At 66.0% G+C, this 22,486-nt stretch carries 25 protein-coding genes and 1 pseudogene; 17 read left to right on the top strand and 9 right to left on the bottom strand.

Going from position 1 to position 22,486, the window contains the following annotated elements:
* Positions 1-3 precede the first annotated feature (3 nt).
* Entirely contained in the window at positions 4-720 is a 717-nt protein-coding gene (locus AOP75_RS00325) for a hypothetical protein (RefSeq protein WP_062076413.1), read from the bottom strand.
* Between the two features lie 64 nt (positions 721-784).
* Between AOP75_RS00325 and hisH the strand changes: the two genes are divergently transcribed.
* Positions 785-1,447 carry an imidazole glycerol phosphate synthase subunit HisH gene (gene hisH, locus AOP75_RS00320; protein WP_062076412.1) on the top strand — a complete coding sequence of 221 codons (663 nt, stop codon included), beginning with the start codon at positions 785-787 and terminating at the stop codon, positions 1,445-1,447.
* 89 nt (positions 1,448-1,536) lie between these two features.
* Here the strand turns inward: hisH and AOP75_RS00315 are convergent, their stop codons facing one another.
* Together AOP75_RS00315 and AOP75_RS00310 are read right to left on the bottom strand one after the other, a co-directional pair.
* Positions 1,537-2,220, bottom strand: coding sequence for a cation efflux transmembrane domain-containing protein (locus AOP75_RS00315; protein WP_062076411.1), 684 nt, complete (start codon positions 2,218-2,220; stop codon positions 1,537-1,539).
* Positions 2,220-2,585: an ArsR/SmtB family transcription factor gene (locus AOP75_RS00310; RefSeq protein WP_062076410.1), complete on the bottom strand. Its 366-nt coding sequence runs from the start codon at positions 2,583-2,585 to the stop codon at positions 2,220-2,222. The genes AOP75_RS00315 and AOP75_RS00310 overlap by 1 nt, the downstream gene beginning before the upstream one ends.
* A gap of 125 nt (positions 2,586-2,710) precedes the next feature.
* On the opposite strand from AOP75_RS00310, the gene priA reads away from it, so the two are divergent.
* On the top strand, positions 2,711-3,448 hold the full coding sequence (gene priA / locus AOP75_RS00305) for a bifunctional 1-(5-phosphoribosyl)-5-((5-phosphoribosylamino)methylideneamino)imidazole-4-carboxamide isomerase/phosphoribosylanthranilate isomerase PriA (RefSeq protein WP_062076409.1): 738 nt from the start codon (positions 2,711-2,713) through the stop codon (positions 3,446-3,448).
* A gap of 35 nt (positions 3,449-3,483) precedes the next feature.
* Positions 3,484-4,206 carry an SseB family protein gene (locus AOP75_RS00300; RefSeq protein ID WP_062076408.1) on the top strand — a complete coding sequence of 241 codons (723 nt, stop codon included), beginning with the start codon at positions 3,484-3,486 and terminating at the stop codon, positions 4,204-4,206.
* 8 nt (positions 4,207-4,214) lie between these two features.
* On the opposite strand, the gene AOP75_RS00295 is transcribed toward AOP75_RS00300, so the two are convergent.
* Genes AOP75_RS00295 through AOP75_RS00285 form a run of 3 tightly spaced genes read right to left on the bottom strand, consistent with a single transcriptional unit; the run spans position 4,215 to position 6,154 of the window.
* Positions 4,215-4,943: a S1 family peptidase gene (locus AOP75_RS00295; protein WP_062076407.1), complete on the bottom strand. Its 729-nt coding sequence runs from the start codon at positions 4,941-4,943 to the stop codon at positions 4,215-4,217.
* Complete coding sequence (locus tag AOP75_RS00290) at positions 4,940-5,788, bottom strand: hypothetical protein (protein ID WP_062076406.1); 849 nt, start codon at positions 5,786-5,788, stop codon at positions 4,940-4,942. The genes AOP75_RS00295 and AOP75_RS00290 overlap by 4 nt, the downstream gene beginning before the upstream one ends.
* The gene (locus AOP75_RS00285) at positions 5,789-6,154 is read right to left on the bottom strand and encodes a DUF1844 domain-containing protein (protein ID WP_062076405.1); all 366 of its coding nucleotides are present in this window, start codon (positions 6,152-6,154) and stop codon (positions 5,789-5,791) included.
* Positions 6,155-6,434: 280 nt separating this feature from the next.
* On the opposite strand from AOP75_RS00285, the gene infC reads away from it, so the two are divergent.
* The 11 genes from infC to AOP75_RS00235 all read left to right on the top strand — a co-directional run bounded on the left by infC (position 6,435) and on the right by AOP75_RS00235 (position 17,828).
* Positions 6,435-7,010 carry a translation initiation factor IF-3 gene (gene infC, locus AOP75_RS00280; protein WP_236683042.1) on the top strand — a complete coding sequence of 192 codons (576 nt, stop codon included), beginning with the start codon at positions 6,435-6,437 and terminating at the stop codon, positions 7,008-7,010.
* A 56-nt stretch (positions 7,011-7,066) separates the two neighbouring features.
* Positions 7,067-7,261, top strand: coding sequence for a 50S ribosomal protein L35 (rpmI, locus tag AOP75_RS00275; RefSeq protein ID WP_062076403.1), 195 nt, complete (start codon positions 7,067-7,069; stop codon positions 7,259-7,261).
* 26 nt (positions 7,262-7,287) lie between these two features.
* The gene (gene rplT / locus AOP75_RS00270; RefSeq protein WP_062076402.1) at positions 7,288-7,668 is read left to right on the top strand and encodes a 50S ribosomal protein L20; all 381 of its coding nucleotides are present in this window, start codon (positions 7,288-7,290) and stop codon (positions 7,666-7,668) included.
* A gap of 11 nt (positions 7,669-7,679) precedes the next feature.
* Positions 7,680-8,528, top strand: a complete 849-nt coding sequence (locus AOP75_RS00265) for a TrmH family RNA methyltransferase (RefSeq protein ID WP_236683041.1) — start codon at positions 7,680-7,682, stop codon at positions 8,526-8,528.
* A 60-nt stretch (positions 8,529-8,588) separates the two neighbouring features.
* A complete protein-coding gene (locus AOP75_RS00260; protein WP_083966575.1) occupies positions 8,589-10,199 on the top strand; it encodes a sensor domain-containing diguanylate cyclase in 1,611 nt (536 codons plus the stop codon).
* A 64-nt stretch (positions 10,200-10,263) separates the two neighbouring features.
* On the top strand, positions 10,264-10,725 hold the full coding sequence (locus AOP75_RS00255) for a hypothetical protein (protein ID WP_062076400.1): 462 nt from the start codon (positions 10,264-10,266) through the stop codon (positions 10,723-10,725).
* A 327-nt stretch (positions 10,726-11,052) separates the two neighbouring features.
* Complete coding sequence (gene pheS, locus AOP75_RS00250; protein WP_062076399.1) at positions 11,053-12,141, top strand: phenylalanine--tRNA ligase subunit alpha; 1,089 nt, start codon at positions 11,053-11,055, stop codon at positions 12,139-12,141.
* Positions 12,142-14,850: a phenylalanine--tRNA ligase subunit beta gene (locus AOP75_RS00245; RefSeq protein WP_062076398.1), complete on the top strand. Its 2,709-nt coding sequence runs from the start codon at positions 12,142-12,144 to the stop codon at positions 14,848-14,850. It abuts the gene before it with no gap.
* Positions 14,851-14,992: 142 nt separating this feature from the next.
* Positions 14,993-15,217, top strand: a complete 225-nt coding sequence (locus tag AOP75_RS12735) for an archaeosortase/exosortase family protein (protein WP_500778382.1) — start codon at positions 14,993-14,995, stop codon at positions 15,215-15,217.
* 354 nt (positions 15,218-15,571) lie between these two features.
* A complete protein-coding gene (locus AOP75_RS00240; RefSeq protein WP_062076397.1) occupies positions 15,572-17,065 on the top strand; it encodes a DEAD/DEAH box helicase in 1,494 nt (497 codons plus the stop codon).
* Positions 17,066-17,345: 280 nt separating this feature from the next.
* Positions 17,346-17,828 (top strand): FBP domain-containing protein, encoded by a 483-nt coding sequence (locus AOP75_RS00235; protein WP_062076396.1) that lies wholly within the window; start codon positions 17,346-17,348, stop codon positions 17,826-17,828.
* 128 nt (positions 17,829-17,956) lie between these two features.
* On the opposite strand, the gene AOP75_RS00230 is transcribed toward AOP75_RS00235, so the two are convergent.
* Positions 17,957-18,832: a hypothetical protein gene (locus AOP75_RS00230; protein ID WP_152649886.1), complete on the bottom strand. Its 876-nt coding sequence runs from the start codon at positions 18,830-18,832 to the stop codon at positions 17,957-17,959.
* 53 nt (positions 18,833-18,885) lie between these two features.
* Here AOP75_RS00230 and AOP75_RS00225 point away from each other — a divergent pair, with 53 nt between their 5' ends.
* Positions 18,886-19,518: a DUF6226 family protein gene (locus AOP75_RS00225; protein ID WP_062078232.1), complete on the top strand. Its 633-nt coding sequence runs from the start codon at positions 18,886-18,888 to the stop codon at positions 19,516-19,518.
* A gap of 189 nt (positions 19,519-19,707) precedes the next feature.
* Positions 19,708-20,340 (top strand): hypothetical protein, encoded by a 633-nt coding sequence (locus AOP75_RS00220; RefSeq protein WP_062076394.1) that lies wholly within the window; start codon positions 19,708-19,710, stop codon positions 20,338-20,340.
* Here the strand turns inward: AOP75_RS00220 and AOP75_RS00215 are convergent.
* Both AOP75_RS00215 and AOP75_RS12975 read right to left on the bottom strand, forming a co-directional pair.
* Positions 20,337-21,230 (bottom strand): transglutaminase domain-containing protein, encoded by an 894-nt coding sequence (locus AOP75_RS00215; protein WP_062076393.1) that lies wholly within the window; start codon positions 21,228-21,230, stop codon positions 20,337-20,339. The two genes, AOP75_RS00220 and AOP75_RS00215, sit on opposite strands and share 4 nt — an antisense overlap.
* 111 nt (positions 21,231-21,341) lie before the next feature.
* Positions 21,342-21,467, bottom strand: a pseudogene (locus tag AOP75_RS12975) (DUF2510 domain-containing protein); the annotation flags it as partial.
* A gap of 207 nt (positions 21,468-21,674) precedes the next feature.
* Here AOP75_RS12975 and AOP75_RS00210 point away from each other — a divergent pair.
* Positions 21,675-22,424: a hypothetical protein gene (locus AOP75_RS00210; RefSeq protein ID WP_062076392.1), complete on the top strand. Its 750-nt coding sequence runs from the start codon at positions 21,675-21,677 to the stop codon at positions 22,422-22,424.
* Positions 22,425-22,486 lie beyond the last annotated feature (62 nt).

Below are 22,486 nucleotides of genomic sequence, written 5' to 3'. Positions count from 1 at the left end.
CCGTCACCGTAGGCGGGTCTTGCGTACCTTGTCCTCGGCCGCGCGGACCTTCGCTTCTGATTCGGCGATTCCGGAATCGTAGACCCGCTGCGCCTCGTTGAGCCGTACGGTCGCTTGTTCATTGGCGGTCGAGATGGCTTCTTCCGCCTCCGCCGTGGCCTCGTCGCGCTGGCGACGTACCTCGTCCACGTGACTGGCCGCTGAGTTGATCTTGGCCGCCATGGCACGCACGGCGTCTTCTTGGTCGGCTTTGAAGTGCACCACGGTAGCCTCGCCGCCGTGGGTGACGGTGAGTATTGTCTGGCGCGTGTCCTCGTCGCCCTCGCTCGCAGGTGCGGAGCCCTCGGTCGTGGCCGTCGCGGTGACGTCGGATGTGAGTTCGTGTTCGCCGTGGGGAAGCGTGAGGGTCGTCGACGTGAGCGTCACGGTGCCGTCCACGCCTTTCACTGCATCCACCTTGTCTGAGCCGATCGCGAGTGCGTCCTTCAGGCGGGTTCGCGCCTCCTTGACGGCGCGTTCGGTGTCCTTCTCGACCGCCTTGTAGTCCCCCTTGAGTTCTGCGACGCGCTTCTTGTGTGCCCGCTGGGCATAATGCAGATCGCGTTGCTCGGGCGACATAGCCTTGACCTTCCGGGACCGGCTCACGCGAAGAGCAATCACGATGAGCAGGAGCACGAGTGCCACTGCCGCCACGATGATGAGAACCTGCGTAGTGTCCATGCCGACCTCCTGGTAGCGGGAGACCCCGTCCCTTTGACCCTAACGCTGTCGTTAGGCTGGTGTCGTGGCACAACCTCTCGTAACTGTCTTGGATTATGGATTTGGCAATGTCCGCTCCGCCGTTCGCGCGCTCGAGCACGTCGGTGCACGGGTCGTGCTCACCGACGACCGAGTGGTCGCGGAGAACGCTGACGGGCTCGTCGTTCCTGGGGTGGGGGCGTTCGAGGCCGTGATGGAAGGCCTCAAGCGGGTCCGGGGCGACCAGATTGTGGGTCGCCGTCTGTCCGGTGGGCGGCCGGTCCTCGGTATCTGCGTGGGTCACCAAGTCATGTTTGAGCGCGGAGTCGAACACGGTCGCGAGGCCGATGGTCTTGACCAGTGGCCCGGCGTGGTCGAAAAACTTCACAGCGCCGTCGTCCCCAATATGGGCTGGGCGCCGGTTGAGGTGCCAGAGGGGTCCGAGTTGTTCGCAGGCGTGGAGAACGAGCGCTTCTATTTTGTGCACTCGTACGCCGCGCGCGAGTTCCCCCTGGGCACCACGGAAGACACGGGGCGCTTCGCAGCGCCGTTGGTGACGTGGTCGCACGCGGGTACGGCCGATGCATCAGACAGGTTCGTCGCAGCCGTCGAGAACGGCGCGTTGAAGGCCACGCAGTTTCACCCGGAAAAGTCAGGCGAGGCGGGGCTGCAGTTGCTGCGAAATTGGGTGCAGACGCTCAGCTCGTAACTGCCGTGCGCCAGGCGGCATGTCACACTCCGCGATGGAGTTCGCGCCCTAGTGAGGGGGACCGGGTCTGTCGATGCCCTCGGCGGGCGCTAAGCGGGAGTGCAGCAGTCGTCGGCGCAGCCAGGTTCCGCATCAGCGTGGAGAAGCGCGCCTGAGGTGGCGCAGCAGCCATCACCCTTCCACGCTTCGCGGCCCTCGCGGATGGCGAAGCCTGCGATCACGATCGCCGCGATGGGGTCTGCCCACCACCAGCCCAAGGTCGAGTTGAGCAGCAATCCGACGAGCAGCGCCGCAGACAGGTACGAGCACAGGATGAGCTGACGGGAGTCGGCGATCGCGGTCGTGGATCCCAACTCTTCTCCCGTACGGCGTTCGTACCAGGCGACCGTGGGCATGATTGCGAGGGACACCGCAGCAAGCCAGATTCCAACGGTCGAGGTCTCCGGCGGAGCGGCAAAGATCAGGCTGCGGAGGGCATCGGCCGTCACCACGGCAGCAAGCGCAAAGAAAGCGACGGCGATCATGCGCATCGTGATGTGCTCGCGCTTGCGTGGGTCGGGCGCGGAAAACTGCCATGCGACGGCGGCGGCGGAGCCTACCTCGACAACGGAGTCGAGCCCGAATCCTATGAGCGCGCTCGAGGAGGCGACCGCTCCGGCGCTGAGAGCGATGATCGCTTCGAGAGTGTTGTAGGCGATCGTGGCACCCACGATCCAGCGGATGCGGCGCCTGAGCAGGGCGGAGCGGGTGGGGGAGAGGGCCGTCATTGTCATCAGCAGGTGCACTCCTGGTTGTCGCAGCAGGTGGGGTCGAGGGCGAGGGCCAGTGACAGCATCGCGTCGAGCGCCGCCGCGACATCGAGGTGCGCGAGCCTGTAGTGCGCATGGCGCCCCGTTCGCTCGGCCTCAACGAGCCCGCATCCGCGCAGCGTCGCGAGATGGTTGGACATGCGCTGCCGGCTCACGCCAAGACCCTCAGCGAGGTCGGCGGGGCACTGGGCGCCATCGCGCAGTGACAACAAGATCGCGGACCGAGTCGCGTCGGACAGCGCATGGCCCAGGTGGGCCATGGCGGCAGTATGGGCAGCGGTCGCGACGCGGCCGGCGCCATGTGGGGGCGCAGTGTCAACAGTGCTCATGCGCACACGTTAATACACGAAGTGATGAACTGTCCATGTTTCGCTGTACTGTCGCCGGTGCCGGTAGCCTGGGACGCGCATCGGCCCTGTTGCCGCCCCACGTTGGCCCTCATGAAAGCGAGACCATGACCACCGCTGACCGCCTTGAACTCCTGCCCGCTGTTGACGTCGCCGACGGTCAGGCCGTCCGCCTGACGCAAGGGGAGGCTGGCTCCGAGACCAGTTACGGCGACCCACTGTCTGCGGCTCAGGACTGGGTCGACGGCGGCGCCGAATGGATCCACCTCGTTGACCTCGACGCCGCCTTTGGGCGTGGCGAGAACGCTGCGCTGCTCGAGAGCGTGGTGAAGAGCGTCGATATCAAGGTGGAGATGAGCGGTGGAATCCGCGACGACGAGTCGCTCGAGCGTGCCTTGGCCACCGGATGCGCGCGCGTCAACATTGGGACCGCGGCCCTGGAAAATCCTGAGTGGACCGCTGCGGCTATCGCCAAGCACGGCGATCGCGTCGCGGTAGGCCTCGACGTTCGCGGCACCACCCTCTCCGGGCGCGGCTGGACCCGCGACGGCGGGGATCTCTGGGACGTCCTCGCGCGGCTGGATGCCGAGGGGTGCGCGCGCTACGTCGTCACGGACGTGAAGAAAGACGGAATGCTGTCCGGGCCCAATGTTGAGCTCCTGCGGCAGGTATGCGAGGCCACCGACCGTCCCGTCGTAGCCTCGGGAGGCATCTCGAGCCTGGACGACATTGCGGCGCTGCGAGAGCTCACCGGAATCGGCGTGGAGGGCGCGATCGTGGGCAAGGCACTTTACAACGGCAACTTCACCCTGCCGCAGGCCCTGGACATCGCCGGCCGGCCGTAGCCTCCGCGTCACTGCTGGCGCGTAGCATCGGGGGCATGAGTGATGAGCCCATGAAGGAGATTCCCGAGTCCGTCTTCTCTGACGATGACGGCACGGCCGATGCCCGCCTCGCGCAGGTGCTCATTCGCCACTCGCACGGACATGCTCCGCTAGCTGAGGTGGTGGACGCGCTGGCGTACGCCAGGGTGTTGATCCCTGTGCTCGCTACCGGGGAGCAGCGCTTTGTGGGCGAGCACGGGCTCGAGCAAGACGCAGTCGCCTCGACAGGTGTGGTCGCGGTGCAGATGCCGGATGGGCGCGCCGCGCTGCCAGTCTTCACCGACGTCGACGCCGTCAAGGCGTGGAACGACAAGGCTCGGCCGATTCCTGCAGAAGGCCCCCGCGCCGCACTCGCCGCGATCGCCGAGAACTGGTCGTCGCTCGTCATCAACCCAGGCATGGAGACCGTGCTCGTCCCGCGGCCGGCGGTATGGGCGCTTGGTCAAGGCCACGACTGGAAACCAGCCGTGGTGGACGGGGCCGTGCATCCCGACATCGTCGACGCGGTGCAGGATGCTGTCACCCTCGACAGTGCGCTCGTGGCGGTGTCCGTTCGAGCAGGTGCGGGGGCCGAGGTCGCCGTGGTGTTGGCGCTGGTGGCCGGACTCACCCGTCCGGAGGTTGACGCGGTCCTCGAGCGCGTCCAGCGCGAACTCGCCCAGTCGGATGTGGTGGCGCAGCGTGTCGACAGCGTCGAAATGAAGCTCACGCAGGCGTAAGCAGCGCGCTACCCCTGGCAGCCGGCAGGCTCGGGGACCAGAAGACTTGGCTGTGCCAGCAGCGAGTTGAGCGTCGAGACCGGGACAATGAAGCTCTGGTGAGAGTCGTTCTTCGCATACACGACACCCACCACTTCGCCCTCTTCGTTAAGGACGGGCGAACCGGAGGACCCCGGCTGCACCACGGCCGAGGTCGCGAGGACCGTACCGACGGACCCACCAATCGGGTCTTCAGCCGGGCCAAGCACCACGCCGGTCGTCGTGGTGAGGCGGCCCCCGTTGGGGTAGCCGACGACGGTGATCGCGTCACCGGCGGCTGGGTCCTCGTCGGCCCGCACCGCAAACGCGCCTCCCATTGACGTCTCCGTGGTGACGATCGCGATGTCCGCCACCGTGGTGACTGACGCGGTCTCCACGTCGATGGACCTGCCATCGTGAGTCGAGACTTCGACCGACTGCGAGTTCGACACCACGTGCCGGTTCGTCACCAGGTGGAAGGCGTCGAGCGCGAACCCTGTGCCCGTCGAGACAGAGCCGCAGCCGATGTTCCTCACACGTACCGTCATGCGTTGTGCAGCGCTGAAGCCGTCGGGGGACAGCGCCACGTTGTTGAGCTCGGGCTCGGCTGAGGGCTCTGGGACCCAGTCAGTGGGCATGGGTGCGGGAGAGGCGGGCAGGACCGCGCAACCGCCGAGCGTCAGCGCAGCGGCGAGTCCTGCGGCGAGGAGGCGCTTCATTCGGTGGTGCTCTCAGTCAACGAGCGCTGGAAGGTGGACGTCGCCGAGTTGGCGTCGGTGCATAGCTCGTTGACGCCGTCCGCGTAGTCCTGGATTTCCTCCGGGTCGTACTCGTCCTCAGGTGCGGCGAGGTACTCATTGAGCTGCTCGAGACCGTCGATGCAACTGTTGAGGGAGGCGGTCGCGGCCGTGCCGAGGTTCAACGTGGTCTGCAGTTGCTCAATGACCTGTTCGTTGAACTCCTGGCCGTCCACGGCCGACGCCTTCTCGTCGGCGAGGTCAAGCAAGCGGTCATTCGAGGTGGACAGCTGCTCGGATAGCAGGTCCACCTCGGCCTGTTTGTCCATCACGTTTCCCTGCTCAACGGCAATCTGGGAACCCAGCTCGTAGTTGGCGTCCTCGAGGTCTGCGGCGTATGCCTGCCACTCAGTATTGACCTCGTACATTCTCCAGCCCAGGTACGCGCCGCCCAGAACGAGGAGCGCGAGGGCAACCGTGGAGATGATCCACGGCAGGCGGCGTTTAGGGGGGTAGATGGGCCGGATGACGGGAACCGCGCCGGTGATGGGCAGGGCGTCGCCGACCACAGGGATGGGGCCTGTCATGGGCACCGTGCCCAATGGTGCACGTACAGGCCCGGTGTCGCTGTCCTTGGGGTGAGTTCCGCTGCCGCCTTTGAGGTCAGCAGAGCCGGCGGTGGCGTCTTGCTCTGCGTCGTGTGACCCGTCGGGCTCATCCCGGACCGGAGCGAGTTCCTGAGTCGACTCGGCAGACTCCTCGGGTACGCCAACGTTGCCAACGCTTTCGCTGGCCTCGGAAGGTGTCTCCTGAGGAGTTCGATCCATTTAGCTCACGGCCCCCGTGTATTTCTCACCCGGGCCTTCGCCCGGTGCGTCGGGAATGACCGAAGCCTCCCGGAACGCCAACTGTACGCTTCGCAGCCCGTCGCGCAGTGCGCGGGCATGAGTGTCGCCCAAATCCGGGGCGGAGGCAGTGATGAGACCAGCCAGGGCGTTGATGAGGGTGCGTGCCTCGTCGAGATCCTGGTGCTGCTCGCCTTCATCGGCCAATCCACACCGGAGCGCGGCGGCGCTCAACAGATGAACGCTTACAGTAGAGATAAGTTCCACCGCCGTCACGTCCGCGATGTCGCGGGCGGCGTCGGCAGAAGCCGCGCCCAGGGGATCGTTGGCGGGAGTTGAGTCAGTCATCGTGATATCCTTGTGAGTCGACCGGCCGGGAAGACAATTTCCGGCGCGCAAGTGGAGTCCACCTCCCACCCTAGGGCCAGCAGATGGGCCGGGGTTCCACCTCTTGGTGGGGAACTCGCAGCCGCGGGTGCCTGATCAAGATGTGACGGTGGCCTTCGCTCGTGTTCGGGTGAGGGCCTTTTTCCTTGCCCGGGGAGTTAAGACCGCAACGTCCACGTAAAAGGAGCCACTCATCAACGAGCCCCGCATCAACGATCGCATCCGCGTTCCTGAGGTCCGCTTGGTTGGACCGCAGGGCGAGCAGGTCGGCATTGTCCGCATCGAGGATGCGCTCCGTCTGGCGCAGGAATCTGAGCTTGACCTTGTCGAGGTCGCTCCGAACTCGCGCCCCCCGGTCGTCAAGCTCATGGACTACGGAAAGTTCAAGTACGAGGCGGCTGTCAAGGCACGTGAGGCCCGGCGCAACCAGGCCAACACGGAAATCAAAGAGATGCGATTCCGTCTCAAGATCGACGAGCACGACTACGAGACCAAGAAGGGCCACGTCATCCGCTTCCTTAAGGGCGGCGACAAGGTCAAGGTCACGATCATGTTCCGCGGTCGCGAGCAGTCCCGTCCCGAGATGGGCCGCCGCCTGCTGATGAAGCTGGCAGACGAGCTCCAGGAGTACGGCGTCGTCGAGAACGCGCCCTCGCAAGAGGGCCGCAACATGTCGCTCGTTCTGGGTCCGCTGAAGAAGAAGGCGGAAGCCAAGGAAGAGCAGCGCAAGGCGCGCGACGCGGCGAAGGCCGCGGCGGTGGCCGAGCGTGAAGAACGCGCAGCCGCTAAGGCCGCCAAGAAGTCGTCCGGCGAATAAGCCGGGTACAGACGCGTCCGGCCTAGGCCGGACCTGATGTCAAGAAAGGGCAGATCATGCCGAAGAACAAGACCCACTCGGGTGCCAAGAAGCGCTTCAAGCTCACCGGCACCGGCAAGGTGAAGCACGCTCACGCAATGAACGTGCACAAGTTCGAGGAGAAGACCTCCTCGCGCAAGCGCCGCGTGGCACAGGACGCGATTCTGTCCGACGCCGACTCGAAGAAGATCAAGAAGCTGCTGGGCAAGTAACGCCCGTTTAACGCAAGGAGTAACTCATGGCACGCGTCAAGCGGGCAGTCAACGCCCAGAAGAAGCGCCGCAGCACCCTCGAGCGGGCAGCTGGCTACCGTGGCCAGCGCTCGCGCCTTTACCGCAAGGCAAAGGAGCAGGTCACCCACTCGATGGTCTACAGCTACCGGGACCGTCGCGCTCGTAAGGGCGAGTTCCGCAAGCTGTGGATCCAGCGCATCAACGCCGCTGCTCGCGCCAACGGCATGACCTACAACCGCTTCATCCAGGGCCTCAAGGCTGCGGAGATCGAGGTTGACCGTCGCATGCTCGCCGAGCTCGCCGTTAGCGACGAGGCCGCATTCGCGACGCTCGTGGAGACCGCCAAGAAGGCGCTCCCCGAGGACGTGAACGCCCCGGCCGCGTAAGGCTGAATCGCATGACAGAACGCCCCGCATCGCCGGCAGACTTGTCGCTCACGATGGCCAACACCAAGGCCGAACGAGTGAAGAAAGTCGCCGCGCTTGCGGGGCGTTCTGCGCGTTCACGGGCAGGTGCGCTCCTGGTTGAGGGGCCGCAGTCCGTGCGCGAAGCCGTCACGTGCGCGCCCGAGCGTGTGCGCGACCTGTACCTGACCGCACAGGTCAACGAGCGCCACCCCGAAATTGCCCAGCGTGCGCTCGCCGCGCAGCGGTACGTTCACCTCGCCACCCCAGAGGTCATTGAGGCCATGAGCCGCGACGCGCAGGGCGTCGTTGCGGTCATGGATGACGCGGGCACGTCGCTTGACGATGTGGTGGCTGCCAAGCCAACGCTCGTCGCCGTGCTGAGCAACGTCCGCGACCCCGGCAACGCCGGCACCGTCATCCGGGCGGCCGATGCCGCAGGGGCAGATGCCGTCGTGCTCGCCGGACAGAGCGTCGACATCTCCAACCCGAAGGTGATTCGCGCCACAGCCGGCAGCCTGTTCCACCTTCCCGTGGTGCGGTCCCTGCCCTACGAAGACGCTCTAGGGGCGTTGTCGAGTGCGGGGCTGCGTTTGCTGGCGGCGGACGGCTCAGGCCAGATGACGCTAGGCGAGCAGGGGGCCGATGCCACGGTCCTGTCCGCGCCAACGGCGTGGGTTTTCGGCAACGAAGCTTGGGGATTCAGCGATGACGAGTTGGCGCTCGTCGACGACGTGGTCCGCATTCCCATTTATGGCCGGGCGGAGAGCCTCAATCTCTCTACGGCCGCTAGCGTGTGCTTGTACGCGTCTGCTCAGGCGCAGCGCGCCGCGGCGCTGTGAGTCAGGAATCTCACACGAAACTGGCGAGTTCGCCCAGGGGCGGTTGACTATCCTCGACTAATGGGTATTCGTAGGCGCTGGAGACTTACTCGCGCACGCGGGTATCTCATCGCCTTGGTCCTCATTGCCTCGATCGCGGTCGTTCAGGGAGCAGCGACGGCAGTCATGGCCGTCGCCGCGAATCGCCAGGTGCAGGACGCTGCTCTGGATACGTACGCCTACGTTGGTGACCTCACCACTGAACGTGTGGGACGGTTCGCGGAGTTCGCGGAAAGCGCCGTGGTCACGACCGCGCTGCAGATCACGCGCGGAGACGAGTCCCCGTCGAACGATGAACTTCTCAACTCCCTGTATCAACGGATGTTGGCGTCGCCGGATATCCGCGCCATGTACATCGGCTGGCCCGACGGATCCGTGGGAACGGTGGAGCGGGACGGGGGTGGGTATCTCGCGCGCTATACGTCCGCGCCAGGTGAGGTCACGTCCGTGCGCTACGACAGCGTGTTCACACAGGTAGGCGACGCGGTCGTCGTGGAGAGCACCTATGACCCGCGTACCCGCCCGTGGTACATCGCCGGCGAGCAGGGGCAGCACATTGAGTGGACCGACCCTTACGTCGCCTTCGAAGGCGACGCGGCCCTCGTGTCTGTGGCGCTCGCCGCGCGTGAGCGGCCCACAGGGGATCCCGTGGCCGTCGTGGGCGCTGACCTCAGTCTGGACGCCCTCGGTGAGGTGCTCAGCGATCTCCCCCTCGGTGCCGGCGCCGAAGCCTTTGTGCTGTCGGCGACATCTCAGGTGATCGCCGTGCCCGATGCTCGAACCGAGGAGTTCGAGAACTACGTGATCGCCAACGACTCCGTGCCGTACGCGGACGATCTCGGCATCGCGACGTCCGGTCGTCCGGAGGGCAACGACACGGTCGAGTTTTCGAGCGACGGCGACGTCATGATCCTCGACCAGACCTTCCCCTCCACCGACAACGTCGACTGGTACGTCCACATGACGGCCGACGACTCGCAGTTGTCTTCCGGGCTTGGCGGCCTCAGCAACATGCTGGGCTGGATCGCGCTGTACTCGTTCGCCGTGACGGTGCTGGCTGCGCTCCTGGTGTGGCGTGTGCGCCGCCCGCTCCGGCGGGTGCACTCCGAGGCATCCCGTGACCCGCTCACGGGTCTGATCAACCGCGCGGAGTTCTTCCGGCGGGGCACACGCCTGTTGGACCGTGCGGCAGAACAAGGGGACGCTGTGGTGGCGACGGTGCTGGACCTTGACAACTTCAAGGCACTCAACGACACCGCTGGTCACGACGCGGGAGACAGCGCCCTGCTCGCCACCTCCGAGGCGATGCGTGCCTCGACGCGTGGCCGCGACGTCGCCGCGCGGTTTGGCGGGGACGAGTTTGTGACTTTGCATGTGGTGCGCCATGTGGACGATGGATTCGCGTTGGCTGAACGCCTGCGCGAGGCCATCGAAGAGCAGATCCACCGCCAGACGCCCGGCTCGTCGGATGTGGGGGTCACGGCTGGAATCGCACTCGTGGGTCCCGACACCACGTTGGACCTGGGCGAGTTGCTGACGCGGGCAGACTCGCGGTTGGTGCGAGGCAAACGCATCGCCAAGGGCTGCGTGTATGGCCCAGACCAGGATGACGACACGCCCTCCGAACTCTAGGCTCCATCACCGTCACGGCCCGGAAACACAGGCTTGGTAGCCTCAGCCTGGAAACGAGGTACACATGAGTCACGACATCACCGATCTGGATTTGCCCGGAGCTCAGGGCACAGTGCAGATTCGCGGCGCCCAGGGCATCTTCTACTCGATTCTGCTCGACGGCGAACCTGTCTCCCGCACCAAGGGTGCGTGGCGGATTCCGATGCGCGGGGGAGACGTGGGTGAGTTGCGTTCGACGGGCATCTTGCCTGGGTTCCAAAAGTTGGGATGGCAGGGCGAGGAGGTGTTCGCGTTCGGCTCTCACGCTTCGCCGGTGGAGCGTGCGGTGATGTTCGCGCCACTACTTTTGGCCTTCATCGGGGGACTGCTGGGACTCATCCTGGGCCTCGTGCTGTTCTTTATGTCCGTGCGTGTGGTGAAGTTGGAGCCGATGCCCCGTGCGTTACGGATTGCTCTGCCGCTGATCAACACGGCGGCCGGTGTCATGATCTTGCTGCTGATTCCCTCGATCATCGGCGCTGCCTAAGCGCCAGCCCGCCCCACATCCCGCCAGATGGCTCCATTTCGCTGTCTAGCGGCGCTTCACCAGCCAAAATGTGCCACTCCACAGCGCAAGCCGCCGCGGCATCGGCCCTGTACCCTGAACATATGAACTCCAGCGCGCGCACCGCCACCCAGGCTCGTCGTGCCGCGCCGGCAGGGGAGTCGGTGGCGCCGCCGCGCACCGCACCTTCGCTGTTTATCTAGGCCCAGGGAGAACCCCTGGGCCCACGTGGCCAGGCCCCACCATGCGTGCCAGCCTGCGCCGGTAGACTTCCTCGCAGACCCCGCACCAGCTCTTTGGAAAGCAGCGATGACTGAGCTCTCACCACTGGACGCCGCTGGCGTCGATGCGGCCGTAGCCGCTGCCCTGGCGGACATTTCCGCCGCAGACTCCCTGGACGCCCTCAAGGAAGCGCGCCTCGCGCACACGGGTGACAAGGCGGCGCTGACCCTCGCCAACCGTCAGATTGGCCAGGTGGCCCCGGAAGACAAGGCCACCGCTGGCAAGACCATGGGCGCCGCTCGCGGCCGCCTGAACACGGCGCTCGCCACCCGCCAAGAGGAACTCGAAGCTGAGCGCGACGCCCGCGTGCTCGTGGAAGAGACCGTCGATGTCACCCTGCCTGTGAACAGGCACGTCGTGGGCGCACGCCACCCGCTCGAGGCGATGCAGGAGCGCATGTGCGACACGTTTGTCGCAATGGGCTGGGAAGTCGCTGAGGGACCCGAGATGGAGGCGGAGTGGTTCAACTTCGACGCCCTCAACTTTGACCCCGATCACCCTGCGCGCGAGATGCAGGACACGTTCTTCATCGACCCGCCTGAGGCTGGCCTGCTGCTGCGCACCCACACCTCGCCGGTGCAGATCCGCGCGGCGCTCGAGCGCCGGGATGGGCTCGTCGAGGATGGGCGTGGCATCTATGTGGTGTGCCCCGGCAAGACGTTCCGCACCGATGAGCTGGACGCCACTCACACCCCGGTGTTCCACCAGATCGAGGGACTCGCGGTCGACAAGGGCCTCACCATGGCCCACCTCAAGGGCACGCTCGACGCGTTCGCGCGCAGCCTCTTTGGGCCCGATGCGGTGACGCGTCTGCGCCCCAGCTTCTTCCCGTTCACCGAACCCAGCGCGGAGATGGACCTGCGCTGCTTTGTGTGCGGCGGCGATGACTCTGGGTGCCGGACCTGCTCGGGAACCGGATGGATCGAGTGGGGCGGTTGCGGCATGACCCACCCCAATGTGCTGCGTGCCGCGGGCATCAACCCCGACGAGTACACGGCGTTCGCGTTCGGCATGGGAATTGAGCGCACGCTCATGTTCCGCCACGGCGTGAAGGACATGCGCGACATGGTTGAGGGCGATATTCGCTTCTCCCAGCAGTTCGGAATGGAGATTTAAGTGCCTAAGGTTCCACTCAAGTGGCTCGAAGAGTCCGTTTCCCTCGTTGACGGTCACACCGCCGAGGACGTCGCGGCGGCGCTCGCCAAGGTTGGCCTGGAAGAAGAAGGCATCGAGGGCGGCGGCGTGTCCGGTCCGCTCGTCATCGGACGCGTCATGACGCTCGTCAAGGAGGTCGCCTCCAACGGCAAGACGGTGAACTACTGCCGCGTGGACGTCGGTGAGCACAACGACCCCGCAGGTCCGGGTCACAAGCCGGACAACAAAGAGGAGTACCCCGCCTCCAAGGGCATCGTGTGCGGTGCGCACAACTTCCACGAGGGCGACTACGTGGTGTGCATCCTGCCCGGCGGCGTGCTGCCAGGCAACTTCGCCATTGGCGGGCGCAAGACGTACGGCCACTGGTCCGACGGCATGATCTGCTCCGCGAAGGAACTGGCCCTGGGAGAGGACCACGACGGCATCATCGTGCTGGCGTCCCCGTCCGGGGAGTCCGAGGTGACTTTCCCCGGGCTCGTGAGCGACGAGGACCTGGTGCCCGGAGCATCGGCCATCTCCCTGCTCGGCCTCGATGAGGCGACCCTGGAGATCAACGTCACCCCCGACCGCGGTTACAGCTTCTCCGTGCGCGGAGTGGCGCGTGAGTACAGCCACGCGACGGGGCAGGAGTTCCGGGATCCGGCCGATGTCCCGGTCACCGGTACGGCCGGTGACGGTTTCGCTGTGGTCGTCGAGGACCAGGCTCCGGTGCGCGGCACCGTGGGCTGCGATCGGTTCGTGGCGCGCCGTCTGCGCGGGTTTGACCCCACGGCCGCTTCGCCCGCGTGGATGAAGCGCCGCCTGGACCAGGCGGGCATGCGACCCATCTCGCTGGCCGTCGACGTCACCAACTACGTGATGCTCGAGCTCGGCCAGCCGCTGCACGCGTACGACCTGGGAACGCTGACGGAGCCCATCGTGGTGCGTCGCGCTCACGCTGGGGAGAAGCTGACCACGCTGGACGACGCCACGCGCTCGCTGCACACCGAGGACCTGCTCATCGCGGACTCCCTTGGCGGACACGGTGCGCGTGCGATTGGCATGGCAGGCGTCATGGGTGGCGCGGAGACCGAGGTCTCCGACGTGACGACCGACATTCTGCTCGAGGCCGCGCACTTCAACCCCATCTCCATCGCCCGCACGGCCCGCCGGCACAAGCTGGGCTCCGAGGCGTCGCGCCGTTTTGAGCGCGGCGTGGACACCCGGGTGCAGCTCGCGGCTGTGGAGCGCGCGTTGCGTTTGATGCAGACGCACGGCGGCGGTGAGATCGAGGACGTCTACACGGACGTCGACACCACCGTGGCTCCCGCTGCAATCGCGATGGACGTGGCGTTCCCGTCCCTCATTGTGGGTGTGGAGTACTCGCCCGAGGAGGTTGTGGCAGCCCTCGAAGAAGTAGGGTGCGCAGTTGTCGCGATAGGTGATTCTCCAGAAGAGCAGATTCATCGCGCCCTGCACCCATTGGACTATGAAACTTTCGGCGGATTGCTGATTGGGTCATCGGAAGGGATCTCTGCAGATCTCGTATCAAGAGTTCTGGTTACTCCTCCGACCTGGCGCCCGGACTTGACCGAACCGGTCAATCTGGTGGAGGAAGTCGCTCGCCTGCGTGGCTACGACAACCTGCCCTCCGTGCTGCCGGTCGCGCCTCCCGGGCGTGGCCTCACGCACGGCCAGCGCGTGCGCCGTTCCGTGGCGCGCACCCTCGCTGAGTCGGGGCTAACTGAGGTCCTCACGTACCCCTTCATCGCGGAGTCGCGACTCGACGAACTCGGCATCCCGGACGTGGACCCTCGCCGCGACGTCGTGCGTCTCGCGAACCCGCTGTCTGCAGAGCTGCCGCTCATGCGCACGACGATGCTCGCGTCGCTCGTGGACGCGGTAAAGGTCAACCTGGGGCGCGGCGAGCAGGACATCGCTGTCTACGAACTGGGCCGTGCGTACCAGGCCAAGAACATTGGCGATGTAGCGATCGCGGACCACACTGATGGCCGCATCACGCCCGACGAGATTCGTGCGCTCAACGAGGCTCTGCCGGGCCAGGAGCGCCGCGTGGCCGGCATTATGGCCGGCAACCGCGTGCGCGCCGGCTGGAACGGACACGCCACCGCGTGGTCGTGGGAGGACTCCCTCGCGGCTGTGGAGCGCGTCGCTCGTGCCGCTGGCGTGGAGATTGTCGTCACCCAGGGCTCGCGCATGCCGTGGCACCCGGGCCGCGGCGCGACGTACTGGCTGCCGACCGGCGAGTTCGTGGGTCACGCGGGTGAACTGCACCCCAAGGTGTGCGAGACGCTCGGCCTGCCCGCCCGCTCCGTCGCGTTCGAGGTTGTGCTCGACCCGCTGATCGACGCAGGCGAGGGAACCATCGTGGGCGCCGTCCCCGTGTCGCAGCAGGTCGTGGCGAAGGAGGACTTCGCGTTCGTCGTTTCTCGTGAGGTGGCTGCCGGTGACCTTGTCGCTGCTGTGCGGGAGGCCGGGGGAGACGTGGTCGAGGACGCCACCGTGTTCGATGTGTACGAAGGCGAGCAGATCGGTGAAGGGCTCAAGTCCGTTGCCGTGAACGTGCGCCTGCGTGCCGCCGACCACACCCTGTCGGGCGACGAGGTGCTCGCGGTGCGCGAGGCGATCATTGCTGCGGCTGCGGAACAGTTCGAGGCGCAGTTGCGGTAGATCCCTACTGGCCAACCGCGGACACACACCCCGGATGCCACTGAAGTCTGTGGGCGACATCGTGCGAATGCGAGGGCCGTGCCGATACGCGCACGGAGAGTCTCTCAATGTTTTTTGATCGATCGGGAAGATACGTGGGACGTTGTGCGTTACCGATGGCGACAGAAACAGCACGGCTTCAAAACTGAAGCCGCGACAGATTGGAAACGCAGTGATCATTCTTGGTCTGATTCTTTTCCTCATCGGCCTGTTGGCGTCGATTGGCATCCTCCAGACGATCGGCATCGTATTGATGGTCGTCGGAGCCGTCCTGGCGCTGCTGGGCGCCACCGGCCGGAGCATCGGCGGGCGAAAGCACTGGTTCTAAGCTGCCGCACAAGTGTCTGGGTGAGGTCCTGAACCTCGTCCGAACGGAGGCGGGCACCGTGGGAGTCTCTCCTGCAGTGCCCGCCTCTTTTTGTCTCCACACGCAGGTGCGCGCAACCCACCTGCTATGATTGATGATTGTGTCCGGCTAGCGCCGGGCACGCGTCGCAGATTGCTTCTCCTTCTCGCCAGCGCCAGTCCCTAGACTCGCGCGGCTCGTAGAAATCCTCTCTTCGGCGAACGAACGCGGACACCTTCGCGATTCGCCACCATGGCCGGTGCCCTGAACGCAGGGAGACTGTCGCGCGCAAGCACGTGCGCATCGGCCCGTAGCCCGAAAGGCTCACCCACTCGTATGGCCACCTCTTTCGCCGAACTCGGCGTGCCCACCGCTTTGACTGATGTCCTCGACCGCGAGGGCAAGAACACCGCGTTCCCCATTCAGGAGAACACCCTTCCCGACACTCTGGCCGGACGCGATGTCCTAGGCCGCGGAAAAACCGGATCCGGCAAGACGCTCGCATTCTCGTTGCCCATCGTCGCCCGCCTGGGCGCCAAGCGTGGCAAGGCTCAGCCGGGCCGGCCCCGTGCGCTTGTGCTTGCTCCCACCCGTGAGCTCGCCACCCAGATCGACGCCGTCCTCGCCCCGCTTGCCGCGGCGTATGGAATGAAGACCACGACCATCTTTGGCGGCGTCAACCAGTCTCGCCAGGAACGCGCAATGGCGCAGGGCGTCGACATTGTCGTGGCCTGCCCCGGGCGGCTCGAGGACTTGATGAAGCAGCGCATTGTCTCTCTCGACTCCATCGAGATCACCGTTCTCGACGAGGCCGACCACATGGCTGACCTGGGCTTCTTGCCCGGCGTGACCCGCATCATGAACGCCACGCCCAAGGCCGGGCAGCGCCTGCTGTTTTCCGCGACCTTGGACAACGGTGTCGACAAACTAGTCCGCCGCTTCCTCGACAACCCCACCACCCACAGTGTGGACAGCGCCGAGAGCCCCGTGGAGGCGATGACACACCACGTGTTCCGTGTCGCCGATGCTGAGGCCAAGAAGGAAGTCGTCCGCGCCCTGGCATCGGGAACTGGTCGGCGCATCCTCTTTATGCGCACTAAGCACCACGCGAAGCGCCTGGCAAAGCAGCTCGCTTCCGATGGCATCCCCGCCGTTGACCTGCACGGCAACCTGTCGCAAAACGCCCGCGACCGCAACCTCGCAGCATTCGCGTCCGGTGACGTCAAGGTGCTCGTGGCCACGGACGTGGCTGCGCGCGGCGTGCACGTCGACGGCATCGAGCTCGTCATCCACGTTGACCCGCCAGCCGAGCACAAGGCGTACCTGCACCGCTCCGGACGCACGGCTCGCGCCGGCACCTCCGGTGACGTGGTGACGCTGGTCCTTCCGGAGCAGCGCCGGGACGCGGACCAGCTCCTTCGACGTGCAAAGATCACCGTCACGCCTGAGGCCGTCAACGCGACGTCGTCTCAGGTGATTGCCCTCATCGGTGAGGTTGCTCCCTACGTGAAGCCGTCGCCCGAGGCTCCCAAGCAGCAGCAGGGGGGTGGCCGCGGCAACGGGCGTGGTCGCAACCGCAACGGTGGCGGCCAGCCCGGCGACCGCAATGGCGGCGCCCGCGGACGCGTTCGTGGCCAGGGTGGGCGCGGCAACGGTGAAGGCCGCTCCGCGACTGCAAACGGTCACCGCAACGACGCCGGCCACGGTTCATCCAAGCCCGGACAGGGTGGAGGCAACCGAAGCCGCTCGGGTGGGCGCGCAACGCAGGCCAGCAACCGCTCTGCGGCTGACTTCTCTGCGGGTCGTAGCGGCGGGCGTCGCTCGCGTTAACTCTCGCTGACCGTGTGGACACGGGCGCTGCCACCTGTGGTCGGGCGCCCGTGTCTACGCATCGGCACACGTGTGCATCGCCAGCAGACCTGGCGCACGCGTACGCCGAGCGCGTTTACACTCAAAGTATGAGTTTTCAGGAGGTAGTCGGCGCGCACTGCGCCGGCACCAGGTGATCCCGCCCCGGGCTGCTCCGCGAGGAGCAGCCCACAGCGTCGACCTCGAAAACTCCGCCCAGGGCCGCTTGGCGCGTGCCCGGGCGTCGCAGAAAGCGATACCTATGATTCCCCTGACCGACACAACTGTCCGAGCTTCGTTCATCAACGCGTCCCGCAAGGAAGTCGCGGATCTCACGCTTCCCGCCGACTTTGAGGCGATCGAGTGGGACCGCCTCGACCTCCTCGGTTGGCGTGACCCCAAGCTGGGGCGCAGGTCCTACGCCGTGATCCCCACCCTCGAGGGAGGCCTTCTGGGCCTCTTGTTCCGCCACCCGGGGTCCAGGCCACGCACGCGCGCGCAGTGTTCGTGGTGCAATGACGCCACGCTGCCCAACGACGTAGTCCTGTACAACGCCAAACGCTCGGGCAAAGCCGGGAAGAACGGCGACACGCTGAGCTCGCTGATCTGTGAAGACTTCCAATGTTCGGCGAATGCTCGCCGGCCACCCAAGACTTGGTACGAGGGCTTCGACGTCGAGGAAGCACGCCAGGTCCAGATCGCTGAACTGCAATTGCGCTCGGCGGCTTTCGCCACGCAGGTGTAACCCCGGGCGTGCCTGAACGCTCCTTTGCCCCTGTTCTTACTCGCGCTCGAGGGCGCGGGTGCGAATCGGGTTCGCCTGGTGGGGACCCCGTACCTGTGAGCAGCCGGCGGGCGTCGTTGCTGCCTGGGCTAGTCGTGACTCGAAGGCAGCAACGCGTCCGATGTCGGGTCCACCGGTGCGCACTCCAACCCGTGCTCGCGCAGGGACTCCGCGAGGCGCATCGGCCCTGAGACATACAGCGAATCCGAATAGCCGGGCGCGGACACCAAGTACGAGCCGTCTGCCGCGATGAGTGCAAGTGGGAACCTTGTGCCGCTATAGGACGCGAACTGGTCAACATCCGCGAGCGTGGCGCCGCGGATTCGGATGTGGTGCCCGTCCGCCCACCACACTCCGCCGTCCCGTGACGGAATAGTGCGCGCGCCGGCGTTGCCCCAGATCACGTTCTCGGCATAGACCGTCCATCCGATGATGTCGATCTGATCGGTCAGTCCGGCATCGGTGATCGCGCGCGACAGCACGCCCCACGTGTGAGGCTCTACGCCGCCCTCGTGCCAGTACCAGTTCCCCTCTGCATCGTCGAAGCCATCCTCAGGCACTCGCCCGGCGGCGACCTCGTCCCGCAAAGTGAGGTCCGCGGTCACGTCGATTCCGAGCGGCGTGAGCATCCGAGCCCAGGTGCGACGCCCGTCGACGTCGGGAGCATCCGGGTCGCCGTTGAGCACAAAGGGTAGGAACACGCGCGTGACGGACTCGGCGTCCAAATCACACAAGCCTGCAACCGTGAACCCTGGCTCGCCCACACGCGGCCACGATTGTTCACCGGAGTCGATCGGGTACTCCGGGGCGTCGTCGATCCCCGGGTACGGCATGGGCTGTAGAAGCGGCTTGCGACGCCACCAGCGGCGTCGACTGAGCGGGCCTCCCGGGGGAGTCGTCCACGGCATGGCTTCCGACTTGGACTGCCTGACGGGGTAGGAGTCAAAGCGGCGCCGCATCCTCATTCTTGGAGGCTACCCGAGGTGTCGTGAAGCCAGCCGCGTGGCAGGATCGCCGCATGAGTGTGTACCGACGGCCAGAGATTGTGGAGGATATTTTCCGCGATGAGCACGGAGCCGTCATCGACTACGGCAACCGCTGGGACATGTCGCCGCCAGACGACACCTATTCCGTATGCGCGCACCCGGAGCGGTTCGCGCCGTTGCATACGGTCGCGAACGCCCTCATTGACAATCTCATTGCGACGTACGACGTAGAGGTGGACGAGGGCGAGCACGTTGTACGTGACCTGATCCGTGGCTCTGGACGCGAGACTGTGCGTGCCGTGCGATTGCGACCACGGGATCCGCGCTGCGCTCCACTGACCTTTGTGCTCAACGATCACCCAGGGGTCGAGCTCCATGTAGGCGCCCTGCTCGACGAGCATTACCCGGTGTGCGGATGCGACGCGTGTGACGAGTCGTGGCAAGAGTCGGCTGACGACTTGGAAAAGGTCGTCTTCGCTGTCGCCGCCGGAGGGCTTGACGAGTGGGTGGGGCGTGGACCCCGGGCGCGCGTCGGATTCCGACTGACATACCCGGCGGGCAGCCAGGCGGGGGAGTCTCGCGCCAAAGAATTCCCACGCGAGCGGATCGTTGAGGCACGTCGGACCTTGAAGCACGTCAGGGGAGCCTGGCGGGCATGGTCGTGAACCGGCATTCCTGGCAGTCACCCAGCGCGCAGAATGCGGCAGATCCCGGCACCCAGTGACTGCTAGCGCCTTGGCGTGGCGGAGCGGTGGAGCGGGCCGGCAGACCGCCACCAATGTCGGCAAGCCCTGGGAGTGGGAGATACGATCACTGAGGCCGCATGACCATCCGCGGCAGCACAAGGGGAGGCCATGACCGACGAGTACAGCCGCAGCGCCGAGCAGTCCACGACACCGGCTGAACGGTGGGCTTACCTCGCCAAGGGGCTCACAATCGGTGCCGGCATCGCCGTGTTGATCGCCGTGGTCTACTTTGGCGGGGGCCTCACGGTGCCGGATGCGTCTGCTCAGGTCACAGTTGACCGCGACGTGCTTAATCCTGCCTCGCTGCCGGACGGCAACCTCAAGGGTGTGACGGCGTCCGCTACCTTCGAGTATTCACAGGTGTCCGCAATGGCGGACCGCGCGGGCACGCGGCTCACCGCAGTTGCCCTGTGGCTCACCCTCGCCTTGACCTTCTACGTATTGAGCCGATTTGCTCGCCGCATGGCGGCGAAGGAACCGTTGATGGGGCCGATGCGCCGGCGGGATTGGCGCCTCGCGGCGGCCGCCGCGGCGTGCGCGGGGCTACTCGTTCCGCTGGGTGTGTGGGCTCAGGGTGTCGCTGTCCTTGCGGCGGCGGGGAACCCCAAGGGCATTGATCCGGTTGTCGCGGTGGGCTGGGCGTGGCTCGCGCTCGCGGCCGTGTGCCTCCTGGTGGCGGGACCCAAGCCGCCGCGACTGCCACGACGGGACCACGACGACAGCGTCGACGCTGACCGCTAGGCGTAACTCAGCAGGGCCGTGTCCACGACCCAGTTGCTGTCTTCAACCCGGGTGACGAGCGCGGCATCGCCCGGTGGGAGCATGAGGTACTCCCGTCCTGGGGCGAGGCCAACGTCAGGGTCGTCCCAGGTGACATCGACAACGACCCACTGTCCGTCTATGCGCACCTTGTTCCATGCGTGATTGCCGACTGTCATGCCGCTCGAAACGGTGCCCGTCACCTGTACTACGTCAACGCCGGCTGCCTTAGCCATCGCGAGGAACGCTTGGGCATAGCCGTTGCACACCGCCGTAGCCGCCGAGAAGATGCCGTAGGCCTCCTGCGATTGCTGGACACGAGGGTCGTCGAGCACACCGTTATTGATGAGTTCATACGCTGCGTAGTCGTAGTCTGCGATCGTTGCGATGTAGTCGTGGATCCGCGTGACACGCTCGGAATCGGTCGTGGCGACGTCGGCCCCAGAGGCGGTGAGGCCGGTCGTCACAGCTTGGCTCGTGACCGCGCGGCGGTGTTCGGCCTCATCCGCGGAGTACACATACGTTGGCTCAAGGACCACGCTGGTGCCGTCATCGGAGACGCGGTAGCCGTCGACGTAGGCGTACGGGTTCTGAGTGAAGGCCTCGAGGACAGCGTCACCCACGTGTTCGGTGCTGTGTGTGCGGGCCCAGTGCGTGACATCGATGCGTGCTGACTGGGCGACCGTATGGGCAGCGATGTACGTCACGAGTTCCGACGAGCCGTACACGGGATAGGCGACTTCCGGAGCCGAGGGTTGCGAGGCGAGGGCGATCTGGGTACCGATGTTTGCCCATGCGGGCAAGTAACCCTGTGCGAGGGCGAGTTGATAGACATAGAGCGTCACCACTGCGATCGCTAGTGTCAGGACCACCGGACGGATCCACCTGCGCTGTGACCGTGACGCGACGGGCGAGTAGGCCCTGTGCGCATAAGACGCGGATGGAGTGTGCGACATCTCCAGTTTGGTGACACGGTCGCGTGTGCGGCCTGTCCAACGGGACCCGTCCCAATACCGTTCGAGGTGCGTCTCGGCGGGGTCGGCTAGCCAACCCGGAGCCGGAAGCCGAGGCGCTCGCTGTGGCTTGGACGTACCACCCCACGGTTCCACCACCAGAACCCCCTTGTGCTGCTTGACGCCAGCACCCCTCGCGCCGGACTTGCCAGCAAACTAGCGCAGAAGCGACCGATCGTGGACCTCTGGGCCGAGTGTTGCGCGAAGCCCAGGCCGGGCATCGGCCCATCTCACCCGCTGACCTGCGAGGACCGTTCCCGCTAGGGTCGAACGTATAGGTCTGACCCCAATGAAGGACGTCACGTGAGAACCTCCGCCCGCCGCCTGACTGCCGTGCTCGTCGCTGGACTCTTGGCAACGGGGGTGACGGCGTGTGGGAACCTGCCCGACATCGACCCTTCCAATCTGCCGACCAGCCTGCCGTCGCTCTCGCGCGGCCCAGACCCGAGCGAGACGCCCGCTCCGGAGCCCACGGCAACCGAGGAACCCGCACCGGTCGTCACGGCAACGCAGACGGCGCAGCCTGAGCCGGAGGCGACGCAGAGCTCGGCGCCTGAGCCGACGCCTACGACCACGGGTGAAGGTGAGACGGCGGCCGACGCGGACAGTGTGCTGTGGTGGCCATGGGCGCTCGCTGCGGTCGTGCTGCTGATCACCATCATCGCCGTGGCGCGTAGGGGAGGAGCCCGCAGTGCGTGGGACCGGAGGCTCGCATCCGCACGTGGAGAGTTTGCGTGGTTCGAGGACTCGCTCGTGCCGCAGATCGTGGCGCAGCCGAGCGCGCAACAGGCGCTGTCGCTGTGGCAATCGGGCCGGCCGCGCATGCTGGGTCTCGACCAGGAACTCCATGCGCTGACCTCCGATGCGCCCACCGATGCCCGGCAAGATGCGGCCGGGCAGGGGCTTCAGGCCCTGCGAACGCTGACAGCTGCCGTTGACGCCGATGCTGGCGGGTCGACCGAGATCTCCGCGGACGACTTACGCGCGCATAGAGCCGCCGTGGATGCGGCGCGTGCGCAGGCGCGGGCATGGCTGGCGGCGGTTCAGAAGTAGGCGACAGGCGGCGAAGCGAGCACGCGCCAATCGTTTCGACTCGACACCCGGGCCATGCGGCC

This window comes from Demequina globuliformis (genome assembly GCF_000975155.1).
Taxonomy (GTDB): Bacteria; Actinomycetota; Actinomycetes; order Actinomycetales; family Demequinaceae; genus Demequina; species Demequina globuliformis.
This window is presented reverse-complemented; position numbering and strand designations above follow the sequence as displayed.

Coding starts and splice junctions, on each gene's coding strand:
- AOP75_RS00310 (WP_062076410.1), bottom strand. CDS start 2,585: ATGAGCACTGTTGACACTGCGCCCCCACATGGCGCCGGCCGCGTCGCG.
- rplT (WP_062076402.1), top strand. CDS start 7,288: ATGGCACGCGTCAAGCGGGCAGTCAACGCCCAGAAGAAGCGCCGCAGC.
- AOP75_RS00300 (WP_062076408.1), top strand. CDS start 3,484: ATGAGTGATGAGCCCATGAAGGAGATTCCCGAGTCCGTCTTCTCTGAC.
- AOP75_RS00240 (WP_062076397.1), top strand. CDS start 15,572: ATGGCCACCTCTTTCGCCGAACTCGGCGTGCCCACCGCTTTGACTGAT.
- AOP75_RS00235 (WP_062076396.1), top strand. CDS start 17,346: ATGATTCCCCTGACCGACACAACTGTCCGAGCTTCGTTCATCAACGCG.
- AOP75_RS00220 (WP_062076394.1), top strand. CDS start 19,708: ATGACCGACGAGTACAGCCGCAGCGCCGAGCAGTCCACGACACCGGCT.
- AOP75_RS00290 (WP_062076406.1), bottom strand. CDS start 5,788: ATGGATCGAACTCCTCAGGAGACACCTTCCGAGGCCAGCGAAAGCGTT.
- AOP75_RS00325 (WP_062076413.1), bottom strand. CDS start 720: ATGGACACTACGCAGGTTCTCATCATCGTGGCGGCAGTGGCACTCGTG.
- AOP75_RS00315 (WP_062076411.1), bottom strand. CDS start 2,220: ATGACAATGACGGCCCTCTCCCCCACCCGCTCCGCCCTGCTCAGGCGC.
- AOP75_RS00255 (WP_062076400.1), top strand. CDS start 10,264: ATGAGTCACGACATCACCGATCTGGATTTGCCCGGAGCTCAGGGCACA.
- AOP75_RS00260 (WP_083966575.1), top strand. CDS start 8,589: ATGGGTATTCGTAGGCGCTGGAGACTTACTCGCGCACGCGGGTATCTC.
- AOP75_RS00265 (WP_236683041.1), top strand. CDS start 7,680: ATGACAGAACGCCCCGCATCGCCGGCAGACTTGTCGCTCACGATGGCC.
- priA (WP_062076409.1), top strand. CDS start 2,711: ATGACCACCGCTGACCGCCTTGAACTCCTGCCCGCTGTTGACGTCGCC.
- AOP75_RS00285 (WP_062076405.1), bottom strand. CDS start 6,154: ATGACTGACTCAACTCCCGCCAACGATCCCCTGGGCGCGGCTTCTGCC.
- rpmI (WP_062076403.1), top strand. CDS start 7,067: ATGCCGAAGAACAAGACCCACTCGGGTGCCAAGAAGCGCTTCAAGCTC.
- AOP75_RS00225 (WP_062078232.1), top strand. CDS start 18,886: ATGAGTGTGTACCGACGGCCAGAGATTGTGGAGGATATTTTCCGCGAT.
- AOP75_RS00230 (WP_152649886.1), bottom strand. CDS start 18,832: ATGAGGATGCGGCGCCGCTTTGACTCCTACCCCGTCAGGCAGTCCAAG.
- pheS (WP_062076399.1), top strand. CDS start 11,053: ATGACTGAGCTCTCACCACTGGACGCCGCTGGCGTCGATGCGGCCGTA.
- AOP75_RS00295 (WP_062076407.1), bottom strand. CDS start 4,943: ATGAAGCGCCTCCTCGCCGCAGGACTCGCCGCTGCGCTGACGCTCGGC.